Origin of the sequence: Pseudomonas sp. FSL R10-0056 (assembly GCF_009600105.1) — a bacterium.
Classification (GTDB): Bacteria; Pseudomonadota; Gammaproteobacteria; order Pseudomonadales; family Pseudomonadaceae; genus Aquipseudomonas; species Aquipseudomonas bubulae.
Genome location: NZ_WIWL01000193.1, coordinates 84,075 through 104,631, shown reverse-complemented (window position 1 = coordinate 104,631; position 20,557 = coordinate 84,075). Strand labels below are relative to the sequence as shown.

The following is a 20,557-nucleotide window of genomic DNA, read 5'->3' as shown; positions in this document are numbered from 1 at the left end:
AGCCCGGCCTTGATGGCCGGGCCTTGGATAGGTGGTCTGGCGAGATTACTTGCCCGTCTTGACCTTGGTCCACGTACGCGTCATCAGACGCTGTATTTTCGGGGGCAGCTCGGTTGAGACGTATGTCTTGTCCAGCACCGCCTGGGTTGGGTAAACCGCTTCGTCGGTACGAATGGACTCATCCATCACCTTGTCGGCCGCCGGGTTAGGGTTGGCATAACCGACATAGTCACTGACCTGAGCGATCACTTCAGGCTTGAGCAGGTAGTTGATGAATGTGTGGGCCTCCTTGACGTTGCTGGAATCCTTGGGGATGGCCAGCATGTCAAACCACAGGGCGCCGCCTTCCTTGGGCACGATATAGGCGATGTTCACGCCTTTTTTTGCATCCTCGGCACGCGCCTTGGCCTGGAATACATCACCGGAAAAACCAATCGCAACGCAGATGTTGCCGTTGGCCAGGTCGGAGATGTATTTGGAAGAGTGGAAGTAGGTGACGTATGGACGCACCGACATCAGGACTTCTTCAGCTTTCTTGTAGTCCTTGGGGTTGGTGCTGTTGGCATCCAGGCCCAGGTAGTTGAGTACGGTAGGCAGCATTTCATCCGCCGAATCCAGGAAAGCCACGCCGCACTTGGTGAGCTTCTTCATGTTCTCGGGTTTGAACACCGCATCCCAGGAGTCGATACTGTCGACGCCCAGCACTTCTTTGACTTTATCGACGTTGTAGCCAATGCCGTTGGTGCCCCACAGGTAAGGCACGGCATATTGATTGCCCGGGTCATTGGCCTGCAGGCGCTTGAGCAGGGCCGGGTCGAGGTTGGAATAATTCGGCAACTGCGCAAGGTCGAGCTTCTGGAACGCACCCGCCTTGATCTGCTTGCCCAGGAAGTGGTTAGACGGAACGACCACGTCATAACCGGTACGCCCGGCCAGCAGTTTGCCTTCCAGGGTTTCGTTGGAATCAAAGACATCATAAATCGGCTTGATGCCGGTCGCGGCTTCAAAATCAGCCAGCGTGTTCGGCGCGATATAGTCCGACCAGTTGTAAATGTGCACCGTGGGTGCCGCTTGTACGCTGACGGCAAGCGTCAAACCAGCTCCGACCAGCAAGGTCTTGCGAAACAGAGATATAGACACGTGATGGTCCTCTAAATAGTTGGGCCTGAGTTGCCCGCGTCATACGGCAGTCGAACCGCCAAAGACAAAACCGGCGCGCAACTTACCCTCGATAAACCTGCACAGCAAAGTTTTCCGCGAATAATTGCCCTAACACCTTGTTTTTCCGACCATTGCGCCGGTTTTTGTGAAACCGGAAGGCATCAGCCCTCCGGTCTCAATCGCAGCCTTCGGCAGCGGCTACAAGGGGCGAGGCGTTATTTACCGGACTTGATTTTGGTCCAGCTGCGCGTCAGCAACCGCAGGGTGGTCGGTGGCAAATCGCTGATAGCGTAGAGCTTGGCCTTCACTTCATCGGACGGGTAAATGCTCGGGTCGCCCGAGATATCTTTATTCACCAGCGGCGTTGCAGCCTTGTTACCGTTGGGGAAACGCACGCTGTTGGTGATTTCGGCCATCACTTCAGGCTGCATCAGATAATTCATCCAGGCATAGGCGGCGTCGACGTTCTCGGCATCCTTGGGAATGGCGACCATGTCATAGAAGCTGCCGGCACCTTCTTTAGGGATCGCGTACTTGAGCTTGACCTTGTCACCGGCCTCTTTGGCGCGGGAAATGGACTGTTCAAGGTCACCCGAGTAACCCACGGCCACGCAGATGTTGCCGTTGGCCAGGTCGGAGATGTACTTGGAGGAATGGAAGTAGCCGACCGAAGGGCGAATCTTCAGGAACAGCGCTTCGGCTTCAGCCAGTTGTTTCTTGTCTTGCGAATCGGTCGGGTAGCCCAGGTAGTGCAGGGCGGCCGGGATCATTTCGGTCGGCGAGTCGAGGAAGCTTATGCCGCAGCTTTTAAGCTTGGCAGCGTTCTCCGGCTTGAACAGCACGTCCCAGGAATCGATGGTGTCCACGCCCAGCGCGGCCTTGACCTTCTCCGGGTTGTAGCCGATGCCGATGGTGCCCCACATGTACGGGAACGCATGTTTGTTGTCTTTGTCGCTGGCATCGCCAACGGCCTTGAGCAACGCCGGGTCGAGGTTTTTCCAGTTGGGCAGCTTGGACTTGTCCAGCTCCTGGTAAACCCCGGCCTTGATCTGCTTGGCCAGGAAATTGTTGGAAGGCACGACGATGTCGTAGCCGGACTTGCCCGCCAGCAGCTTGGCCTCAAGGGTCTCGTTGCTGTCGAACACGTCGTAGACCACCTTGATACCGGTCTGGTCTTCGAACTTTTTAACCGTGTCCGGTGCGATGTAATCGGACCAGTTGTAGATGTGCAGAACCTTGTCTGCTGCTTGAGCTGCCCCGGCCATCACACCCATCAAGGAGAGGGCGAGAAGGGTCTTGCCAGCTTTTTTAAAACCTGATGCCTTCATCTGTAATGCTCCAATTGTTCTTTTAAACCACCGATTCAGCGACCTGATCTCAAGGTGACTAAAGCCGGCGGCTAGTCTGGCAAGATCCGGGGCAGGCTTTCAAGGGAAGAGCCTTGATTCTTAAGGCTCTGAGCGCAATTGCCTGCTTTAAAACAGCAGTTCTCCTGCGCTCAAAGCCTAGCAGTTAACCTTGCAAAGTTTCCAAGGTCAGATCCAGGCACTTACGCGCCTTGGTCACCAGCTCGTCGATCTCGTCCTTGCTGATCACCAATGGCGGCGAGATGATCATGGTGTCACCCACGGCACGCATGATCAGACCGTTATCAAAACAGAACTGCCGGCAGATCATGCCGACACCACGGCCTTCGTAACGCTTGCGTGTGGCTTTGTCCTGTACCAGCTCAATGGCACCCAGCATGCCCACACCACGCACTTCGCCCACCAACGGGTGATCGTTCAGTTCACGCAGACGCTTTTGCAAATACGGTGCCGTTTCGGCATGCACCTTCTCGACAATTTTTTCTTCGCGCAGGATGCGGATGTTTTCCAGTGCCACGGCGGCGGCTACCGGGTGACCCGAGTAGGTGAAGCCGTGGTTGAAATCGCCGCCCTCATTCAGCACCGCCACCACTTCGTCGCGCACGATCAGGCCGCCCATCGGGATGTAGCCCGAGGTCAGGCCCTTGGCGATGGTCATCATGTCCGGCTTGAGGTCGTAGAAATCACTGCCGAACCACTCGCCGGTGCGACCAAAACCACAAATCACTTCATCGGCCACGAACAGGATGTCGTACTTGGCCAGGATTTCCTTGATGCGTGGCCAGTAGGTGGCTGGCGGCACAATCACACCGCCCGCGCCCTGGATCGGCTCGGCAATAAAGGCACCGACAGTGTCGACGCCCAGTTCGAGGATTTTTTCTTCAAGCTGATTGGCCGCCCAGATGCCGAACTCTTCCGGGGACATATCGCCACCTTCACCGAACCAGTACGGTTGCGGGATGTGGGTAATGCCCGGAATCGGCAAATCGCCCTGTTCGTGCATGTAGGTCATGCCGCCCAGGCTGGCACCGGCCACGGTAGAACCGTGGTAGCCGTTTTTGCGGCTGATGATGGTCTTTTTATTCGGCTGGCCCTTGATCGCCCAGTAATGGCGAACCATGCGCAGCATGGTGTCGTTGCCCTCAGAGCCTGAGCCGGTGAAGAACACATGGTTCATGCCTTCAGGTGCGATCTCGGCGATGGCTTTGGACAGTTCAAGGACCGGCGGGTGGGCGGTCATGAAAAACAGGTTGTAGTACGGCAGTTCACGCATTTGCTTGCTGGCCGCTTCAGCCAGCTCGTCACGGCCATAGCCGATGGCAACACACCACAGGCCGGCCATGCCGTCGAGAATCTTGTGGCCTTCGCTGTCCCACAGGTACACGCCCTTGGCGTGAGTGATGATGCGTGGGCCGACTTCTTTCAACTGTTTGAAGTCACTGAACGGTGCCAGGTGGTGATCGTTGCTCAGTTGTTGCCATTCGAGGGTTTGCGGGTTCTTGTTGGTCATACGGCTCTCCTTTAGTCAGTAGAGGAGGGGCGGCGCCTTCCTGGCTCGCCCCTCCAGCGTGTCAGACGGCGAACAGCAGGAATTCCCGCTCCCACGAACTGATGACGCGCTTGAAGTTTTCATGTTCGGCACGTTTGACGGCCACGTAGCCGGTGATGAACTTGGTGCCCAGATACTTCTCGACCGTCTTGCTGTTTTCCATACGCTCCAGGGCGTCTTCAATGGTCAACGGCAAGCGCAGGTTGCGGCGCTCGTACCCACGGCCCACTACCGGCGCACTCGGGTTGATGCCTTCGACCATGCCGATGTAGCCACACAGCAGGCTGGCGGCAATGGCCAGGTACGGGTTGGCATCGGCGCCCGGCAGGCGGTTTTCGACACGACGGTTCTGCGGCCCGGCATCCGGTACGCGCAAACCCACGGTACGGTTCTCCTCGCCCCACTCCACGTTTACCGGCGCCGAGGTATCAGGCAAGAAACGGCGGAACGAGTTCACATTCGGAGCAAACAGCGGCAACAGTTCTGGAATGAACTTCTGCAGCCCGCCGATGTGGTTCAGGAACAGGTCGCTCATGGTTCCATCTTCATTGGAGAAGATGTTTTTGCCGGTGTTGATATCGATGATGCTCTGGTGCAAATGCATGGCACTGCCAGGCTCGCCGGTCATCGGTTTGGCCATGAACGTGGCGGCGACATCGTGCTTGAGCGCGGCTTCGCGCATGGTGCGCTTGAACACCAGAATCTGGTCGGCCAGGGACAGTGCGTCGCCGTGACGGAAGTTGATTTCCATCTGCGCCGTGCCGTCTTCGTGGATCAACGTGTCCAGATCCAGCTTTTGCAGTTCGCACCAGTCGTATACGTCTTCGAACAACGGGTCGAATTCGTTGGCCGCTTCAATGGAGAAGGACTGACGACCGGTTTCCGGGCGGCCGGAGCGGCCCACAGGCGGCTGCAACGGGTAATCCGGATCGTCACTGCGCTTGGTCAGGTAAAACTCCATCTCCGGCGCCACGATCGGCTGCCAGCCGTGGTCGGCGTAGAGTTTGAGGACCTTTTTAAGCACGTTGCGCGGCGACAGCTCGATCGGGTTGCCCTGCTTGTCGTAGGTGTCGTGAATCACCTGAGCAGTTGGCTCAATTGCCCACGGCACCACAAAGACTGCGTTCTGATCGGGACGGCAGACCATGTCGATGTCGGCCGGATCGAGGAGTTCGTAATAGATGTCGTCTTCGACATAGTCGCCCGTTACGGTTTGCAGCAATACGCTTTCGGGCAGGCGCATGCCCTTTTCGGCAATGAACTTGTTGGTCGGCGAGATCTTGCCGCGAGTAATCCCGGTAAGGTCGGCGATCATGCATTCGACTTCTGTGATCTTGTGGTCTTTCAACCAATCGGTGAGCTGGTCGAGGTTGTTACTCATAAATGCCTCTGGGCTGAGTGTCCTGACTTGAATAAGTCAGGCGTTTACTGACGCATCTGCGTCGCGTTGTGTTGCGCGCCGTCTGCAGGCATCTCCAAATGCCTGGAAGATGGCGAGGTAAATCGGGTTGGAGCTTACCTGCCATTCGGGGTGCCACTGAACCGCCAAAGCAAAAGCCTTGCCGTCTTTGACCGACACGGCTTCGACCAGACCGTCCGGTGCAAGGGCTTCTGCGCGTAAACCGGGGGCCAGGCGATCGATACCCTGGGTATGAATCGAGTTGACCTCGAACTCAGTGGGCAAGCCCAAAGCGGCCAACACTCCGCCGGGCTGGACGTGCATGGCGTGGCTCGGTGCATATTGCACCTCAACAGGGGCACTGGGGTCTTCGCGATGTTCGATAAAACCTTCGACTTCATGCAATTTCTGGTGAAGTGAGCCACCCAGAGCTACATTCAACTCCTGAAAGCCGCGGCAAATGCCGAGCACCGGAACGCCCGCTGCCAATGCAGCACGAATCAGGGGAAGGGTGGTGCGATCACGCTCGGGATCATGCAGCGTGTCTGGTGCGCTGGCGGGGCCGTGATACAAGTGGGGTTCAATATTGGAAGGCGACCCGGTAAAGAGCAGGCCGTCCAGACCGTCAATAATATCGGTCGGATCAATCAGTTCCGCCAGTGACGGAATGATCAGGGGCAAGCCTTTGGCGGCCACTGCAACTGCTCGCACGTACTTATCGCCAGTGATGTGATAAGGATGCAAACCGATCTGCTTGGTGCAGGCGGTGACGCCGATTAACGGCAGGCGTGACATGTAACACCCCGGTATTATTGCTGTTATGGGTTTGAATCGAGCTTAGCCTTGTTCATTTTTTTACACAACACCCCCGTAAAAAATACAACACGGCCCGCTCAAGCCTGCGGGCGCCACCCGTCAAAACAGAACAAATACGCCCCAAAAAGCGTCAAAAATGGCCTTCCGGCGCTTTTTCAGGGCAAAAAAGAGGCTGCTTGACTTCGGTATGCCGTTCGGGTTGACTGAATCCCGTAGCGCTCAATGATTGATATTTTTAACAACAAAGGTGTTGCATCATGTCGGTACCCCCGCGTGCCGTTCAGCTTAACGAAGCGAACGCGTTCCTTAAGGATCATCCTGAGGTTCTGTACGTAGACCTTCTCATTGCGGATATGAATGGTGTGGTGCGCGGCAAGCGCATCGAACGCACCAGCCTGCACAAGGTTTACGAGAAAGGCATCAACCTGCCTGCCTCTCTGTTTGCACTGGATATCAATGGCTCAACGGTGGAAAGCACCGGCCTGGGTCTGGATATCGGTGACGCAGACAGAATCTGTTATCCCATCCCCGACACCCTGTGCAACGAACCCTGGCAAAAGCGCCCTACCGCGCAATTGCTGATGACGATGCACGAACTTGAAGGTGAACCTTTCTTCGCCGACCCTCGCGAAGTACTGCGTCAAGTTGTTACCAAATTTGACGAACTGGGCCTGACCATTTGCGCCGCTTTCGAGCTGGAGTTCTACCTGATCGACCAGGAGAACGTTAACGGTCGCCCGCAGCCACCACGTTCGCCGATCTCCGGCAAACGCCCGCATTCGACTCAGGTTTACCTGATCGACGACCTCGATGAATACGTCGACTGCCTCCAGGACATTCTGGAAGGTGCCAAAGAGCAAGGCATCCCGGCTGACGCCATCGTTAAAGAAAGTGCCCCGGCGCAGTTCGAAGTGAACCTGCACCACGTTGCCGACCCCATCAAGGCCTGCGACTACGCGGTACTGCTCAAGCGTCTGATCAAAAACATCGCCTACGACCATGAGATGGACACCACATTCATGGCCAAGCCTTATCCGGGCCAGGCGGGCAACGGGCTACACGTTCATATTTCGATTCTGGACAAAGACGGCAAAAATATTTTTGCCAGCGAGGATCCCGAGCAGAACGCCGCATTGCGTCACGCGATCGGCGGTGTGCTCGAGACCCTACCGGCACAGATGGCGTTCCTTTGCCCCAACGTGAACTCCTACCGTCGTTTCGGCGCACAGTTCTATGTGCCCAACTCGCCGTGCTGGGGCCTGGACAACCGTACCGTGGCCATTCGCGTTCCGACCGGCTCGGCCGACTCGGTACGGATCGAACACCGGGTTGCCGGTGCCGATGCCAACCCGTATCTGTTGATGGCCTCTGTGCTGGCCGGTGTTCACCACGGTCTGACCAACAAGATCGAACCGGGCGCACCCGTCGAAGGCAACAGCTACGAGCAAAACGAGCAAAGCCTGCCGAACAACCTGCGCGATGCATTGCGTGAGCTGGATGACAGCGAAGTGATGGCCAAATATATCGACCCGAAATACATCGATATTTTTGTCGCCTGTAAAGAGAGCGAGCTGGAAGAGTTTGAACACTCCATCTCCGATCTCGAATACAACTGGTACTTGCATACCGTGTAAGCGATTGCAGTCCACGAAAAACGCCGCCGGCCTTACAGCCCGCGGCGTTTTTTCATGCTCACAGGTCTACAATGCCGGCTGCCCTTGAGGAGACGCTGATGTCCAGCCGCGCCACACCCCGAAAGCCACGCGCTCGCAGCCAGGGCCGCATCGACACGATACTTGACGCTGCCCGCACGCTGCTGACGGCGCAGGGCGTATCCAGCCTGTCGATTTACAACGTGGCAGAGCACGCACAAATCCCGCCATCGTCGGTCTATCACTTTTTCGCGGGCGTACCCGCGCTCCTTGAGGCGCTGACCGGTGATATTCACGCAGCCTTCCGCGCCTGTCTGCAGGCGCCGATCGAGCATGATGCGTTGAAAGACTGGCGCGATCTTTCGCACATTGTTGAACACCGAATGCTGACGATCTACAACGAAGATGCAGCCGCCCGGCAGTTAATTCTCGCCCAGCATGGCCTTACCGAAGTCACACAAGCCGACCGCCAGCACGACCTTGAGCTGGGGCAATTGATGCACGCGCTGTTTATGCGCCACTTTGAATTGCCAGCACTGCCACAGGACGTGGACGTGTTTGCCCTGGCGATGGAGCTGGGCGACCGCGTGTATGCACGCTCCATCCAGCTGCACGACAGCATCACCCCGCGTATGGCCGAAGAAGGCATGCGCGTGGTGGATGCTTATCTGGGGTTGTATTTGCCGCCGTTTTTGCCGAAACGCAAGAGCCCGACGGTAAACCTGTAGATACTCTGTTGCAGGTCAAGCCCTATTGTGGGAGCGAGCAGGCTCGCTCCCACAGTTGCAGTGTTCATGCCGCTGCGCTCGTCAGCGGCTACACGTCATCCCGCGCTCATCAGAACGGAGCATCACCCAAAATCGTTGCACGGTGCATCACACGGCGGTTCGGACGGTAATCGTCCACGGCGTAATGCTGGGTTACGCGGTTATCCCAAAACGCCACATCGTTCTCCTGCCAGCGCCAGCGAATGGTGTATTCCGGGCGGGTGGCATGGGCAAACAGCAACTTCAGGATCGCTTCGCTCTCTGCTTCAGACAGTTCATTGATGCGCGTGGTGAAACCTTCGTTGACGAACAACGACTTGCGCCCGCTTACCGGGTGGGTGCGGATAACCGGGTGCGACAGCGGCGGGTTATTTTTGCGGGTCTGTTCCCAGCGTGCCAAATCTTCCGGGGTCGAACCAAAGCGCTCCAGCGGGAATGACTTGGTGAAATCGTGCGTTGCGGTCAGCCCATCGAGCAGCACCTGCAACGGTTTCGACAACCCTTCAAAAGCGGCAATACCGGCTGCCCACAACGTGTCACCACCAAAAGCCGGCAGTTGCTTGGCACTCAATACCGCGCCCATGGCCGGGGTTGGCAAAAAGGTCACGTCGGTGTGCCATACCGCGTTGTCACGCACGTCAGTCACGGCGGTGTCCAGCACCAGCACTTCCGGCTGGCCAGGCACGTTGGGGTAGATCGGGTGAATATGCAGGTCGCCAAAATTGGCGGCAAAACGGGCCTGCTGCTGCGGTGTAATCGACTGGTTCTTGAAAAACACCACATGATGTTCAAGCAAGGCTTGCTCGATGGCATCACGGTGCTCAAGGCTCAGCGGTTGAGTCAGGTCGACACCCTCAATCTGGGCGCCCAGGGCAGAGCTAATCGGGGTAATGGTCAGGCTCATGATCTCTCTCTTAATCAGCGCGCCGATTAATCAGCGTCGAGTTCTGTTGTTAGTGAGCCTGGCCGTGCCACGGCACCAGCTTGCGTTGCAGGGCGCGCAGGCCCATTTCCATGGCAAAGGCGATGATGGCTATCACCAGAATCCCCAGTACCACCACATCGGTCACCAGGAACTGCGCGGCGGACTGCACCATAAAACCCAGGCCACTGGTGGCGGCGATCAGTTCGGCGGCCACCAGCGTCGACCAGCCCACGCCCAGACCGATACGCACACCGGTCAAGATATCCGGCAAGGCGCTCGGCAAAATCACATGGCGAATCAACTGCCAGCGCGTCGCACCCAACGACTGCGCAGCACGGACCTTGGCCGGGTCAACGGTACGCACGCCGGTGGCGGTGGCAATCGCGATCGGGGCGAAAATCGCCAGGTAAATCAGCAGCACTTTCGACAGCTCGCCAATACCGCACCAGATCACGATCAGTGGCAAATAGGCCAATGGCGGGATTGGGCGATAGAACTCGATCAGCGGATCGAAAATCCCCCGCGCAATGCGGTTGTGGCCAATGGCGATGCCCACCGGCACTGCTGTCAGAATCGCAAAGCCCAGACCCAGGCCGATACGGCTCAAGCTCGCGCCCAGGTGCTGCCACAGGGTGGAATCCATATAGCCCGTGGTCGCCAGCAGCCAGCCTTTTTGCAACACGGCAGAGGGCGGCGGCAGAAACAGGGGTTCAATCAGCCCGGCAGCGGTAACGGCCCACCATACGGCGATCAGGGTGACGAGGGTCAGCACGCTGATCCAGCGTGTGCTCAGGCTGCGCTTGACCGGGCGTGGGGTGTGGGGCGCGGCAACCGGGTTGGCGGCGACTGCTTCATAACTGCTCATGCGCGCTCCTGCCGCTGGGCGGCACCGCGTTGTGAAAACACGCGATCAAGCACGTGCTCACGGGTTTCAATAAAGCGAGGGTCGGACTTGATCGAACGTGCCGATTCGCCAGCGTTGTAGCGCTGGCCAAAATCCAGGCTCAGACGCTCAACAATGCGGCCGGGGTTGGGCGCCAGCAAAATCAGGTCAGTGGCCAGAAACACCGCTTCTTCAATGTCGTGGGTAATCAGAAATACCGGCTTGTCGGTACGTCGGCACACTTGCAGCAACAGTTCCTGCATCTGCTCACGGGTGAACGCATCGAGGGCACCGAAGGGCTCATCCATCAGCAATACGCGAGGGTCGGCAGCCAGCGCGCGGGCCAGGCCCACCCGCTGTTTTTGACCGCCAGACAGCTCCCATACGCGGCGCTTTTCAAAGCCGGACAAATCCACCAGCGAAAGCATTTCACGGGCACGGGCTTCGCGCTTGTCCCGTGGCACACCGGCCAGCTCAAGGCCGAAAGCCACGTTGGCCAGTACGTCTTGCCAGGGCAGCAACACATCGTCCTGAAACACCACACCGCGCTCGGCACTCGGGCCGTGGACGGGTACGTTGTCGAGGGTAATTCGACCAGCGCTGGGCTCGACGAAGCCAGCGATCAGGTTCAACAAGGAGGTCTTGCCGCTGCCCGACGGGCCAAGTGCGACCAGCAGTTGCTGTGGCCCGAGGCTGACGGAAATATCCGACAGCACCGGCTCAGCGGCGCCCGGGTACTGTGCGCTGATGCGCTCCAGTGTTAACAAGGCCATGACGGTCGACTCCTCAGCGGCGTTGATTATTGAGTAACAAAAGTGGCGTTGACCGACGGCGCGTAGTCCGGCAGTACAGCGTCGACTTTTTTCTGCTCTTTCAGGAAGGCAGCAGTGTCGGCCAGGGCTTTGGTAGTCGGTGCGCCCAGCAATACCACCTGATCAGCCGCCAACGGGTAGACGTTGCCTTGCAGCAGCAGCGGGATATCGGCCGCCTTGGCGCCCGAGAGCTTCACAACCTTGTCGATATTGCCCTGATTGGCCAGCCAGGCTTTAGGGTCCTTGTGGTAGTCGGCGTAGGCATCCAGAGTCACTTTGGCGAACTGCTTAACGACTTCCGGGTGCTTGGCGGCGTAGTCCTTGCGCACGATCCAGGCATCAAAAGTCGGCGCACCGAGCTTGCCCAGCTCACCGGAAGTGATCAGCACTTTGCCGTTCTCTTTGGCAGTGCCCAAAGCCGGGTCCCATACATAGGTGGCGTCAATATCGCCACGCTTCCAGGCCGCGACAATGGCAGGCGGTGCGAGATTCAGAATCTGTACTTTCGAAGGGTCGATGTTCCAGTGCTTCAATGCAGCCAACAGGCTGTAGTGACCGGTGGACACAAACGGCACGGCTACTTTTTTGCCGACCAGGTCCTGCGGGCCGTTGATACCGGAGCCGTTACGGGCGACCAGGGCTTCCGAACCGCCCAACTGAGTGGCGATCAAAAAGGTTTCGACCGGTACGTTACGGGTCACGGCGGCGGTGAGCGGGCTCGAACCCAGGTAGGCAATCTGCACATCACCCGAGGCAATGGCCGCAATGATGTCTGCGCCGTTATCGAATTTGCGCCAGTTGATCTTGGCGTCGGTGGCTTTTTCGTAAGCACCGTCGGCCTGGGCGACTTTGGCCGGGTCAACGGTGGTTTGGTAAGCCACGGTGACATCCGAGCTGGCAGCCTGCGCGAAGAAGCTGGCACCCGCCAGAGACAAAGCAGCCAAAAGGCGTAGGGGAGAGTGCAGTTTCATCAGGTAGCTCCTCGGCAGGTGGCCGGATATCGGCTGGATGCGAGGTTAAATGATCTAAGAATCAGTAAATAAATAACTTTTAAGCATTAGCTTATGTAGTTACGCAACATACAGGCGCGCACCCGCGCCCTAACTGCCAGGGCGTTTTAGCCAGCGGGTGATTAGGTCGAATGTTTAAGAACAAAAGGCTATTAAAAGATTCATGAAATTATGTTTAGAAATTAGACAAAAGACCGATAGCATTCCCACGCGCGCGTGTAGGAGAAACCCTGCTATATGCCTATTTGATCTGAAAAGATCAGAAACAATTCTTTTTAGGTTTATTAAATAGTCATTAATCTGCGCACAAACGACGAATGATTAGACAAAGGTCGTAGCCATGATGGGTTGCGATTGACTTGCCGGTCACCGTCTGGCGCTAATCGCGCATCTGCAGCACCCAGGCATCAGATCCGGGGCTGAGGAACTACAAAAATTAGAAACGCAAAGGAGCAACACAATGCACAAGTCCACCTTGGCCATCGCTGTGGCCGTAGGATTGTTGGCACAACAAGCCAGCGCTGCCGGCTTTATCGAAGACAGCAAGGCCACGCTGAAGCTGCGTAACTTCTATATCAATAACGATAACCGTGACTCGGGCACCAAAGCTGCCGGTGCGCAAAGCAAGACTGAAGAATGGGGCCAGGGCTTCCAGCTGGACTTCACTTCGGGCTTCACCCAGGGCACAGTCGGTTTCGGTATTGATGCCATTGGCCTGTTGGGCGTCAAGCTCGACTCCAGCGCTGGCAAACACGGCAACCCTACCGGCGCAAACTATGGCGGTTCGGTGTTCCCAAGCGATGGCAACCACGCTGTAGACGATTTCTCCAGCCTGGGCCTGACCGCAAAAGCCAAAGTGTCCCAGACCGAACTGCGCATCGGTACCCTGCAGCCTAAACTGCCGGTTATCGTTAGCAACGATGGTCGCATGCTGCCGCAAACCTTCCAGGGTGGCCAGATCACTTCCAGCGAGTTCAAGGACCTGACCTTCACCGGCGGCCAGATCGAGCACGCCAAGGGCCGTAACTCGAGCAACAACGAAGGCCTGTCGATTGCCGGCGCGAACAATTCCATTACGGGCAAGTTCGTTAACAAGTTCTACTACGGCGGTGTGGACTACAAGGTCAACAAAGACCTGTTGCTGCAGTACTACTACGGCAACCTGGAAGATTTCTACAAACAAAACTTCCTGGGCCTGGTTCACAACTGGTCCATCGGTCCGGGCGTGTTGAAATCTGACCTGCGCTACTTCAACAGCACCGACGACGGCAAGAACGGCCACGACTCTGCGTATTACACCACCGGTGATTACGCCAACAGCTCTGCAGGTAGCGGCAAGGGCAAGGTCGACAACAACCTGATCAGCGGCCTGTTCCTGTACACCGTTGAAGGTCACACCTTTGGTGGCGGTTATCAGGTGAGTAACGGCAGCAGCGACTTCCCGTTCCTGAACCAGGGCGACGGTGCATCGGCGTACATCCCTACCGATATGCAGATCTCGAAGTTCGCCCGTGCTGGCGAGCGTACCTGGCAGGCGCGTTACTCGTATGACTTCGCCAAAGTCGGCGTACCTGGCCTGACGGCGGGCGCGGTTTACCTGCGTGGCGACAATATCGACACCTACAACAGCAAAAATGTGCAAACCAGCAATGGCTCTTCCGAGTGGGAACGCGATATCACCGTGGCTTACGTGATCCAGGAAGGCACGCTGAAAAATCTGGGCTTCATGTGGAAAAACGCCATGTGGCGCAACGATATTGCTGGCCAGCGCGACCAGGACGAAAACCGTCTGATCGTGAGCTACTCGATCCCGTTGCTGTAAGCGTGATTTAGTACAAAGTAAGAAAAATCCTGCCCGGCGCAATGCCGAGCAGGGTGTTTACCGAAGACCTCAACGGTCAATTCGCAACACATTAATAGTCGCAGCTCCCTGCCGCTCCCCTTGCCTAAACCAGAACCCACAGTGGCCCCACGCCTGGGCTGCGTCCAATGAAACAGTTTTTAATATCTCTTTTTGTTCTAATCAAATCGATATTTATTCTTTTTAATTAGCTCCAGAGGCAGGCAGAGTGGCTCCATCACGCCCCGCCATTGCCAATAAAAAGGAGCTGCACCATGAGCCTCAGACTCGGCGACATCGCCCCCGATTTCGAACAGGATTCCAGCGCCGGCAAGATCCGTTTCCATGAATGGCTGGGCGACAGCTGGGGCGTGTTGTTTTCGCACCCGGCGGACTTCACCCCGGTGTGCACCACCGAACTGGGCTTCACCGCCAAGCTCAAGGACGAGTTTGCCAAGCGCGGCGTCAAAGCCATCGCACTGTCGGTAGACCCGGTGGACTCACACCACAAGTGGATCGAAGACATCAACGAAACCCAGAATACCGTGGTCAACTTCCCGATCCTGGCCGATGCCGATCGCAAGGTGTCTGACCTCTACGACCTGATTCACCCCAATGCCAGCGACACCCTGACCGTGCGCTCGTTGTTCGTGATTGATCCGAACAAAAAAATCCGCCTGACCATTACCTACCCGGCTAGCACCGGTCGCAACTTCAACGAAATTTTGCGGGTGATCGACTCGTTGCAACTGACCGACAGCCACAAAGTGGCCACCCCGGCCAACTGGCAGGACGGTGACGAGGTCGTGATCGTGCCGTCGCTCAAGGACGAAGACGAAATCAAGCGTCGCTTCCCCAAGGGCTACCGCGCCGTTAAGCCCTACCTGCGCCTGACGCCGCAGCCGAACAAGTAAAACCAACCTCATACCCTGTGGGAGCGGGCTTGCTCGCGATGATGGCGCCGCGGTTTTTTCTGATACACCGCGCCGATCCCATCGCGAGCAAGCCCGCTCCCACAAACATGCAACCGTGTCTTCAACAGGGTTTTTGGCCGTTTCGACGGCCTTTTTTTTGCTTTCGATTTAACAAAAAGGCATATGCATTTTAAGAATAAACAAATGAATAAATATGATTTATAGATATATAAATCACCTGTTATGGTCTGTTCACTCAAGCGAAAACGCTGACAGCGAATTGCACATATTCATTCAAGGAAACGTCTAGATGCTGGTCGTGACACTCGGAGGAAGCCCAAGCCAACGTTCCCGCTCAGGAGTGTTGCTGGACCACGCCAAACGCTGGCTCAACCAGCAAGGCGTTGAAGTGGTGAGCTATCAGGTACGCGACTTTCCGGCCGAGGACTTGCTGCACGCACGCTTCGACAGCCCGAAAATCATCGACCTGCTGCAACAGATCGAAAACGCCGATGGCCTGGTGATTGCCACCCCGGTGTACAAAGCCTCGTTCAGCGGCGCCCTGAAAACCGTGCTCGACCTGCTGCCCGAACGCGCCCTGAGCCACAAAGTGGTACTGCCTATCGCCACCGGTGGCAGCATCGCCCACATGCTGGCCGTGGACTACGCCCTCAAGCCAGTACTGTCGGCACTCAAGGCCCAGGAAATGCTTCAGGGCATTTTTGCCGAAGACAGCCAGATTGCTTACGGCGAAGGCGGCGCACAAGCGCAACTGGTGCCGATTCTGGAACAGCGCCTGCAAGAGTCACTCGAACAGTTCTACAGCGCCCTGGCGCGACGCCCCAAGCCTCTGGACCCGAGCATCCTCAACGAGCGTCTGGTGACGGCTCGCTGGAGTATCTGAAACAGCATTTTTCCCACCGATAAAAGCTCCACCACCTTACTGATCCGCTAACGGCCCAGCAGGTGCTACCCGAATCCCGAACAACAAAAAAGGAGAGCGCCATGCGCCCTGTCATTTTGCGTCGTGGTCTGGTCGCACTCTTAGCTGCGGCTGTGTCCTTCGGTGCTGTTACCCAGGCTCAAGCCGATACCCTGCGCATCGGTTATCAGAAATACGGCACGCTGATGCTGCTCAAGGCCAAAGGCACGCTGGACAAGCGCCTGGCCGAGCAGGGCGTTGACGTGCAATGGACCGAATTCCCCGGTGGCCCGCAATTGCTTGAAGGCCTGAACGTGGGCTCCATCGACTTCGGCGTGACCGGCGAAACCCCGCCCGTGTTCGCCCAGGCCGCTGGCGCCGACTTGCTCTACGTCGCCTACGAGCCACCAGCCCCCACCAGCGAAGCGATTCTGGTGCCCAAGGATTCGACCATCACCTCGGTCAAAGACCTCAAAGGCAAAAAAGTCGTCCTCAACAAAGGCTCCAACGTGCACTACCTGCTGGTGCGCGCCCTTGAAGACGCCGGCCTTAAATACACCGATATCCAGACCGTGTTCCTGCCCCCCGCCGATGCCCGTGCTGCCTTTGAACGCGGCAGTGTCGATGCCTGGGTAATCTGGGACCCGTACCAGGCAGCCGCCGAACAACAGCTGCAAGCGCGCACCCTGCGTGACGCCAGTGGCATCGCTGACAACCATCAGTTCTATCTGGCTACCAAGCCTTATGCCGAACAGCACCCCAAGGTGATCGAAACCCTGGTCGATGAAGTACGCACTATTGGCGAATGGGCCAAGGCCCACCCCGAGGACGTGACAAAACAAGTCGCACCACTGCTGGGCCTGTCTCCTGAGATCACCCTCACGGCGGTCAAACGCCAAGGCTACGGCGCACAGTTTCTGACCCCGGAAGTGGTCAACGCGCAGCAAAAAATCGCCGACAGTTTTTACCAGCTCAAGCTGATCCCCAAGCCGCTGGTTGTGAAAGACGTGATCTGGACGCCCCCGGCCAATCTGGCCAAAGCCAACTAACGCTTGCTGCCCCTAATTAGGAGACCACTCCATGAGCCTCAATATTTTCTGGTTCCTGCCTACCCACGGTGATGGCCATTACCTTGGCACCTCCGAAGGCGCCCGCGCCGTTGACTACGGTTACCTGCAACAAGTCGCGCAGGCTGCTGACCGCCTGGGCTTTGGCGGGGTACTGATTCCTACAGGTCGTTCGTGCGAAGACTCATGGCTGGTGGCGGCATCGCTGATTCCGGTAACCCAGCGCCTGAAATTTCTCGTAGCCCTGCGCCCGGGCATTGTGTCGCCCACCGTTGCAGCGCGTCAGGCCGCGACCCTGGACCGTTTGTCCGGTGGCCGCGCCCTGTTCAACCTGGTCACCGGCGGCGACCCGGAAGAGCTGGCCGGTGATGGTTTGTTCCTCAGCCACGAAGAGCGTTATCAGGCCTCGGTAGAGTTCACCCGCATCTGGCGCCGTGTGCTTGAAGGCGAAACCGTGGACTACGATGGTGAACACATCACCGTCAAAGGCGCCAAGCTGCTTTACCCGCCGATTCAGCAACCGCGGCCACCGCTGTATTTCGGCGGGTCTTCGGAAGCCGCACAGGATCTGGCCGCCGAACAAGTGGAAATGGTTCTGACCTGGGGCGAGCCACCGGCTGCCGTTGCAGAAAAAATCGAACAGGTGCGCGCCAAGGCCGCCAAATTGGGCCGCACCGTACGTTTCGGCATTCGTTTGCACGTAATTGTGCGTGAAACCAACGAGGAGGCTTGGAAGGCCGCCGACAAACTGATCTCGCATCTGGACGACGACACCATCGCCCGTGCCCAGGCCTCGCTGTCGCGCTTTGACTCGGTGGGCCAGCAGCGTATGGCCGCCCTGCACGGCGGCAGCCGCGACAACCTCGAAGTCAGCCCTAACCTGTGGGCAGGCGTGGGCCTGGTACGGGGCGGCGCTGGTACGGCGCTGGTCGGGGATGGTCCGACCGTGGCCGCACGGGTTCAGGAATACGCCGACCTGGGCATCGACACCTTTATTTTCTCCGGTTACCCGCACCTGGAAGAGTCCTACCGTGTGGCCGAGTTGTTGTTCCCGCACCTGGATATCGAACGCCCGGAACTGCCAAAAAGTGCAGGCTACGTGAGCCCGTTTGGCGAAATGGTCGCCAATGACATCCTCCCTAAAGCTGCGTCGCAGAGCTGAGGTCGCCATGAGTTCAGGCAAGGCCTCGGGCCTCAAAAACATCGGTCACACCCTGGCGCCCTGGGCCTTGCCGGTCTTGCTGCTGGCAGTGTGGCAGCTGTCCGTGTCAGCGGGCTGGCTGTCGACACGCATCCTGCCCGCCCCCAGTGCCGTGATCACGGCCGGCGTCGAGCTGGTGCGCAGTGGCGAAATCTGGAAACACCTGGCCATCAGCGGCTGGCGCGCCGGGCTCGGCTTTGTGATCGGTGGCAGCATCGGTCTGGCGCTGGGCTTTATCACCGGCCTGTCGAAATGGGGTGAACGCCTGCTCGACAGCTCGGTGCAAATGATCCGCAACGTGCCGCATCTGGCGCTGATTCCGCTGGTCATCCTGTGGTTCGGCATCGACGAGTCAGCGAAGATTTTTCTGGTGGCGCTGGGGACTTTATTCCCGATCTACCTCAACACTTACCACGGCATCCGCAACGTTGACCCGGCGCTGGTGGAAATGGCGCGCAACTATGGCCTGTCCGGTTTCAGCCTGTTCTGGCAGGTGATCTTGCCGGGCGCGCTGCCGTCGATCCTGGTGGGTGTGCGCTTTGCCCTGGGCTTTATGTGGCTGACCTTGATCGTGGCCGAAACCATCTCCGCCAGCTCCGGCATTGGCTACCTGGCGATGAACGCCCGGGAGTTCCTGCAAACCGACGTGGTGGTGCTGGCGATTGTTTTGTACGCAGTGCTCGGCAAACTGGCCGACACCGCAGCCCGGGGGCTGGAGCGCATCTGGTTGCGCTGGCACCCGGCGTATCAAGTGGTTAAAGGCGGTGCAGCATGACAGCTCAACAACCTCCACGTTTGCGCCAGGGCATACCGCTGGCCATCAACGGCTTGCAGAAGGCCTTCGGTGAGCGCCTGGTGCTACGTGATATCAACCTGCATATCCCGGCAGGTCAGTTTGTCGCCATCGTAGGCCGCAGCGGGTGCGGTAAAAGCACCCTGATGCGTTTGCTGGCCGGCCTGGATCAGCCCACTGCAGGCCAGTTGCTGGCCGGTAGTGCGCCCCTGCAAGAGGCCCGTGAAGACACGCGCCTGATGTTTCAGGAAGCGCGTTTACTGCCCTGGAAAAAAGTCATCGACAACGTGGGCCTGGGCCTTAAAGGCGACTGGCGGCCAAAGGCGCTCAAGGCACTGGAAGAAGTCGGCCTGGCCGAGCGCGCCAATGAATGGCCGGCAGCACTCTCGGGCGGTCAGAAGCAGCGCGTGGCCCTGGCCCGCGCCCTGATCCACCAACCGCGCCTGCTGCTGCTTGACGAGCCGCTGGGCGCGCTGGATGCCCTGACCCGCATCGAAATGCAGCAACTGATTGAACGCTTGTGGCGCCAGCATGGTTTTACCGTATTGCTGGTGACCCATGACGTGAGCGAAGCCGTCGCGATTGCCGACCGTGTCATTTTGATTGAAGAAGGCCAGGTAGGGCTGGACCTCACGGTCGACCTGCAACGCCCACGGCTACGCGGCTCGCATCGTCTGGCGGCACTGGAAACCGAAGTACTGAACCGTGTTCTTGCACTGCCTGGCTCGCCACCTGAGCCGGAACCCGTTGCACCGCTGCCTACGCAACTGCGCTGGGCGCAATAAACCCACTTTCTATCCCAAGACAGGAATCGACACCATGACCATTAAAGCCATCAACGTTCGCAACCAGTTCAAAGGCCACATCAAGGAAATCGTACTGGGCGACGTGCTGTCGGAAATCGACGTACAAACGGCGTCGGGCATCGTGACTTCGGTGATCACCACCCGCTCGGTCAAGGAGCTGGAGCTGGTGGTCGGTAGCGAAGTGATCGCGTTCGTAAAATCCACTGAAGTGTCCATCGCCAAGTTGTAAATCATGGGTGATTCACAGCCCCGAACGGTGTAAGCCCTTCGGGGTTTTTTGTGCCTGAAAATCGCCCTCAAATCCTGGGGGTCATGACTGTGGCCGCTCATCAGCGATAAACAGCGCAACAAATTCTTGGCCGCCTGAATGCGCTGCTCGGCACAGGCCAGCAGGGCAGATACAGAGGCGCGGGGGTCGATCAATAAAACCGTAGAGCCAACTGGATTGTCGGTTTGGGGAACGTACTGCGTCATGGTTGAACTCCAATAATTTGAGGAACCACTCCGATCAGCTTGCACGCAGAAAGAAGGTGGCAGTTGTGCGCGGGTGTGCAAGACCGGTTATTGGGACCCGGCAGACCCGAAGATCTCCCGCGCACAACCGCCATAACGCCGATTGCAGGCGCTGAGCCTACCAAGCGATATGGAAAGTTGAAATCCAATAATTAGGCTT

19 protein-coding genes are annotated in these 20,557 nt (G+C 57.8%); 10 read left to right on the top strand and 9 right to left on the bottom strand.

Translation table 11 applies throughout. From position 1 onward, the window contains the following. Window positions 1-45: 45 nt before the first annotated feature. The 5 genes from GHO42_RS16890 to GHO42_RS16870 all read right to left on the bottom strand — a co-directional run bounded on the left by GHO42_RS16890 (window position 46) and on the right by GHO42_RS16870 (window position 6,271). Window positions 46-1,140 carry a polyamine ABC transporter substrate-binding protein gene (locus GHO42_RS16890; protein ID WP_094999617.1) on the bottom strand — a complete coding sequence of 365 codons (1,095 nt, stop codon included), beginning with the start codon at window positions 1,138-1,140 and terminating at the stop codon, window positions 46-48. 236 nt (window positions 1,141-1,376) lie between these two features. Next, window positions 1,377-2,489, bottom strand: coding sequence for a polyamine ABC transporter substrate-binding protein (locus GHO42_RS16885; RefSeq protein ID WP_095017910.1), 1,113 nt, complete (start codon window positions 2,487-2,489; stop codon window positions 1,377-1,379). A 184-nt stretch (window positions 2,490-2,673) separates the two neighbouring features. Next, window positions 2,674-4,038: an aspartate aminotransferase family protein gene (locus tag GHO42_RS16880; RefSeq protein ID WP_094999615.1), complete on the bottom strand. Its 1,365-nt coding sequence runs from the start codon at window positions 4,036-4,038 to the stop codon at window positions 2,674-2,676. A 61-nt stretch (window positions 4,039-4,099) separates the two neighbouring features. Next, window positions 4,100-5,458, bottom strand: coding sequence for a glutamine synthetase family protein (locus GHO42_RS16875; protein ID WP_094999614.1), 1,359 nt, complete (start codon window positions 5,456-5,458; stop codon window positions 4,100-4,102). 36 nt (window positions 5,459-5,494) lie between these two features. Continuing rightward, a complete protein-coding gene (locus tag GHO42_RS16870; RefSeq protein ID WP_095017911.1) occupies window positions 5,495-6,271 on the bottom strand; it encodes a gamma-glutamyl-gamma-aminobutyrate hydrolase family protein in 777 nt (258 codons plus the stop codon). Between the two features lie 278 nt (window positions 6,272-6,549). Between GHO42_RS16870 and GHO42_RS16865 the strand changes: the two genes are divergently transcribed. Then, on the top strand, window positions 6,550-7,926 hold the full coding sequence (locus tag GHO42_RS16865) for a glutamine synthetase family protein (protein ID WP_094999612.1): 1,377 nt from the start codon (window positions 6,550-6,552) through the stop codon (window positions 7,924-7,926). A gap of 98 nt (window positions 7,927-8,024) precedes the next feature. Next, window positions 8,025-8,672: a TetR/AcrR family transcriptional regulator gene (locus GHO42_RS16860; RefSeq protein WP_094999611.1), complete on the top strand. Its 648-nt coding sequence runs from the start codon at window positions 8,025-8,027 to the stop codon at window positions 8,670-8,672. Window positions 8,673-8,781: 109 nt separating this feature from the next. Here GHO42_RS16860 and tauD read toward each other — a convergent pair whose 3' ends face one another. Genes tauD through tauA form a run of 4 tightly spaced genes read right to left on the bottom strand, consistent with a single transcriptional unit; the run spans window position 8,782 to window position 12,302 of the window. Further along, on the bottom strand, window positions 8,782-9,615 hold the full coding sequence (tauD, locus tag GHO42_RS16855) for a taurine dioxygenase (protein ID WP_095017913.1): 834 nt from the start codon (window positions 9,613-9,615) through the stop codon (window positions 8,782-8,784). A 49-nt stretch (window positions 9,616-9,664) separates the two neighbouring features. Beyond that, a complete protein-coding gene (gene tauC, locus GHO42_RS16850; protein ID WP_094999609.1) occupies window positions 9,665-10,501 on the bottom strand; it encodes a taurine ABC transporter permease TauC in 837 nt (278 codons plus the stop codon). Next, window positions 10,498-11,292, bottom strand: coding sequence for a taurine ABC transporter ATP-binding subunit (gene tauB, locus GHO42_RS16845; protein ID WP_094999608.1), 795 nt, complete (start codon window positions 11,290-11,292; stop codon window positions 10,498-10,500). The genes tauC and tauB overlap by 4 nt, the downstream gene beginning before the upstream one ends. A gap of 26 nt (window positions 11,293-11,318) precedes the next feature. Beyond that, window positions 11,319-12,302, bottom strand: coding sequence for a taurine ABC transporter substrate-binding protein (gene tauA / locus GHO42_RS16840; protein ID WP_094999607.1), 984 nt, complete (start codon window positions 12,300-12,302; stop codon window positions 11,319-11,321). Window positions 12,303-12,801: 499 nt separating this feature from the next. Here tauA and GHO42_RS16835 point away from each other — a divergent pair, with 499 nt between their 5' ends. The 8 genes from GHO42_RS16835 to GHO42_RS16800 all read left to right on the top strand — a co-directional run bounded on the left by GHO42_RS16835 (window position 12,802) and on the right by GHO42_RS16800 (window position 20,113). Further along, window positions 12,802-14,163, top strand: a complete 1,362-nt coding sequence (locus tag GHO42_RS16835; RefSeq protein WP_094999606.1) for an OprD family porin — start codon at window positions 12,802-12,804, stop codon at window positions 14,161-14,163. A 293-nt stretch (window positions 14,164-14,456) separates the two neighbouring features. Further along, on the top strand, window positions 14,457-15,095 hold the full coding sequence (locus tag GHO42_RS16830; RefSeq protein WP_083369699.1) for a peroxiredoxin: 639 nt from the start codon (window positions 14,457-14,459) through the stop codon (window positions 15,093-15,095). 310 nt (window positions 15,096-15,405) lie between these two features. After that, entirely contained in the window at window positions 15,406-15,999 is a 594-nt protein-coding gene (gene ssuE / locus GHO42_RS16825; protein ID WP_094999605.1) for an NADPH-dependent FMN reductase, read from the top strand. 101 nt (window positions 16,000-16,100) lie between these two features. Then, complete coding sequence (locus GHO42_RS16820) at window positions 16,101-17,066, top strand: sulfonate ABC transporter substrate-binding protein (protein WP_095017915.1); 966 nt, start codon at window positions 16,101-16,103, stop codon at window positions 17,064-17,066. Window positions 17,067-17,097: 31 nt separating this feature from the next. Beyond that, the gene (gene ssuD, locus GHO42_RS16815) at window positions 17,098-18,246 is read left to right on the top strand and encodes an FMNH2-dependent alkanesulfonate monooxygenase (RefSeq protein ID WP_016782830.1); all 1,149 of its coding nucleotides are present in this window, start codon (window positions 17,098-17,100) and stop codon (window positions 18,244-18,246) included. A gap of 7 nt (window positions 18,247-18,253) precedes the next feature. After that, window positions 18,254-19,060: an aliphatic sulfonate ABC transporter permease SsuC gene (gene ssuC, locus GHO42_RS16810; RefSeq protein ID WP_016782831.1), complete on the top strand. Its 807-nt coding sequence runs from the start codon at window positions 18,254-18,256 to the stop codon at window positions 19,058-19,060. Continuing rightward, a complete protein-coding gene (ssuB, locus tag GHO42_RS16805; protein ID WP_095017916.1) occupies window positions 19,057-19,863 on the top strand; it encodes an aliphatic sulfonates ABC transporter ATP-binding protein in 807 nt (268 codons plus the stop codon). Before ssuC ends, ssuB begins: the two co-directional genes overlap by 4 nt. A 34-nt stretch (window positions 19,864-19,897) precedes the next feature. Continuing rightward, complete coding sequence (locus tag GHO42_RS16800) at window positions 19,898-20,113, top strand: molybdopterin-binding protein (protein ID WP_003444581.1); 216 nt, start codon at window positions 19,898-19,900, stop codon at window positions 20,111-20,113. The last annotated feature ends 444 nt before the right edge of the window (window positions 20,114-20,557 follow it).

Excerpts from the sequence above, each read along its gene's own strand:
- GHO42_RS16885 (WP_095017910.1), bottom strand. The coding sequence starts at position 2,489 with ATGAAGGCATCAGGTTTTAAAAAAGCTGGCAAGACCCTTCTCGCCCTC.
- GHO42_RS16880 (WP_094999615.1), bottom strand. The coding sequence starts at position 4,038 with ATGACCAACAAGAACCCGCAAACCCTCGAATGGCAACAACTGAGCAAC.
- GHO42_RS16875 (WP_094999614.1), bottom strand. The coding sequence starts at position 5,458 with ATGAGTAACAACCTCGACCAGCTCACCGATTGGTTGAAAGACCACAAG.
- GHO42_RS16870 (WP_095017911.1), bottom strand. The coding sequence starts at position 6,271 with ATGTCACGCCTGCCGTTAATCGGCGTCACCGCCTGCACCAAGCAGATC.
- GHO42_RS16865 (WP_094999612.1), top strand. The coding sequence starts at position 6,550 with ATGTCGGTACCCCCGCGTGCCGTTCAGCTTAACGAAGCGAACGCGTTC.
- GHO42_RS16860 (WP_094999611.1), top strand. The coding sequence starts at position 8,025 with ATGTCCAGCCGCGCCACACCCCGAAAGCCACGCGCTCGCAGCCAGGGC.
- tauD (WP_095017913.1), bottom strand. The coding sequence starts at position 9,615 with ATGAGCCTGACCATTACCCCGATTAGCTCTGCCCTGGGCGCCCAGATT.
- tauC (WP_094999609.1), bottom strand. The coding sequence starts at position 10,501 with ATGAGCAGTTATGAAGCAGTCGCCGCCAACCCGGTTGCCGCGCCCCAC.
- tauB (WP_094999608.1), bottom strand. The coding sequence starts at position 11,292 with ATGGCCTTGTTAACACTGGAGCGCATCAGCGCACAGTACCCGGGCGCC.
- tauA (WP_094999607.1), bottom strand. The coding sequence starts at position 12,302 with ATGAAACTGCACTCTCCCCTACGCCTTTTGGCTGCTTTGTCTCTGGCG.
- GHO42_RS16835 (WP_094999606.1), top strand. The coding sequence starts at position 12,802 with ATGCACAAGTCCACCTTGGCCATCGCTGTGGCCGTAGGATTGTTGGCA.
- GHO42_RS16830 (WP_083369699.1), top strand. The coding sequence starts at position 14,457 with ATGAGCCTCAGACTCGGCGACATCGCCCCCGATTTCGAACAGGATTCC.
- ssuE (WP_094999605.1), top strand. The coding sequence starts at position 15,406 with ATGCTGGTCGTGACACTCGGAGGAAGCCCAAGCCAACGTTCCCGCTCA.
- GHO42_RS16820 (WP_095017915.1), top strand. The coding sequence starts at position 16,101 with ATGCGCCCTGTCATTTTGCGTCGTGGTCTGGTCGCACTCTTAGCTGCG.
- ssuD (WP_016782830.1), top strand. The coding sequence starts at position 17,098 with ATGAGCCTCAATATTTTCTGGTTCCTGCCTACCCACGGTGATGGCCAT.
- ssuC (WP_016782831.1), top strand. The coding sequence starts at position 18,254 with ATGAGTTCAGGCAAGGCCTCGGGCCTCAAAAACATCGGTCACACCCTG.
- ssuB (WP_095017916.1), top strand. The coding sequence starts at position 19,057 with ATGACAGCTCAACAACCTCCACGTTTGCGCCAGGGCATACCGCTGGCC.
- GHO42_RS16800 (WP_003444581.1), top strand. The coding sequence starts at position 19,898 with ATGACCATTAAAGCCATCAACGTTCGCAACCAGTTCAAAGGCCACATC.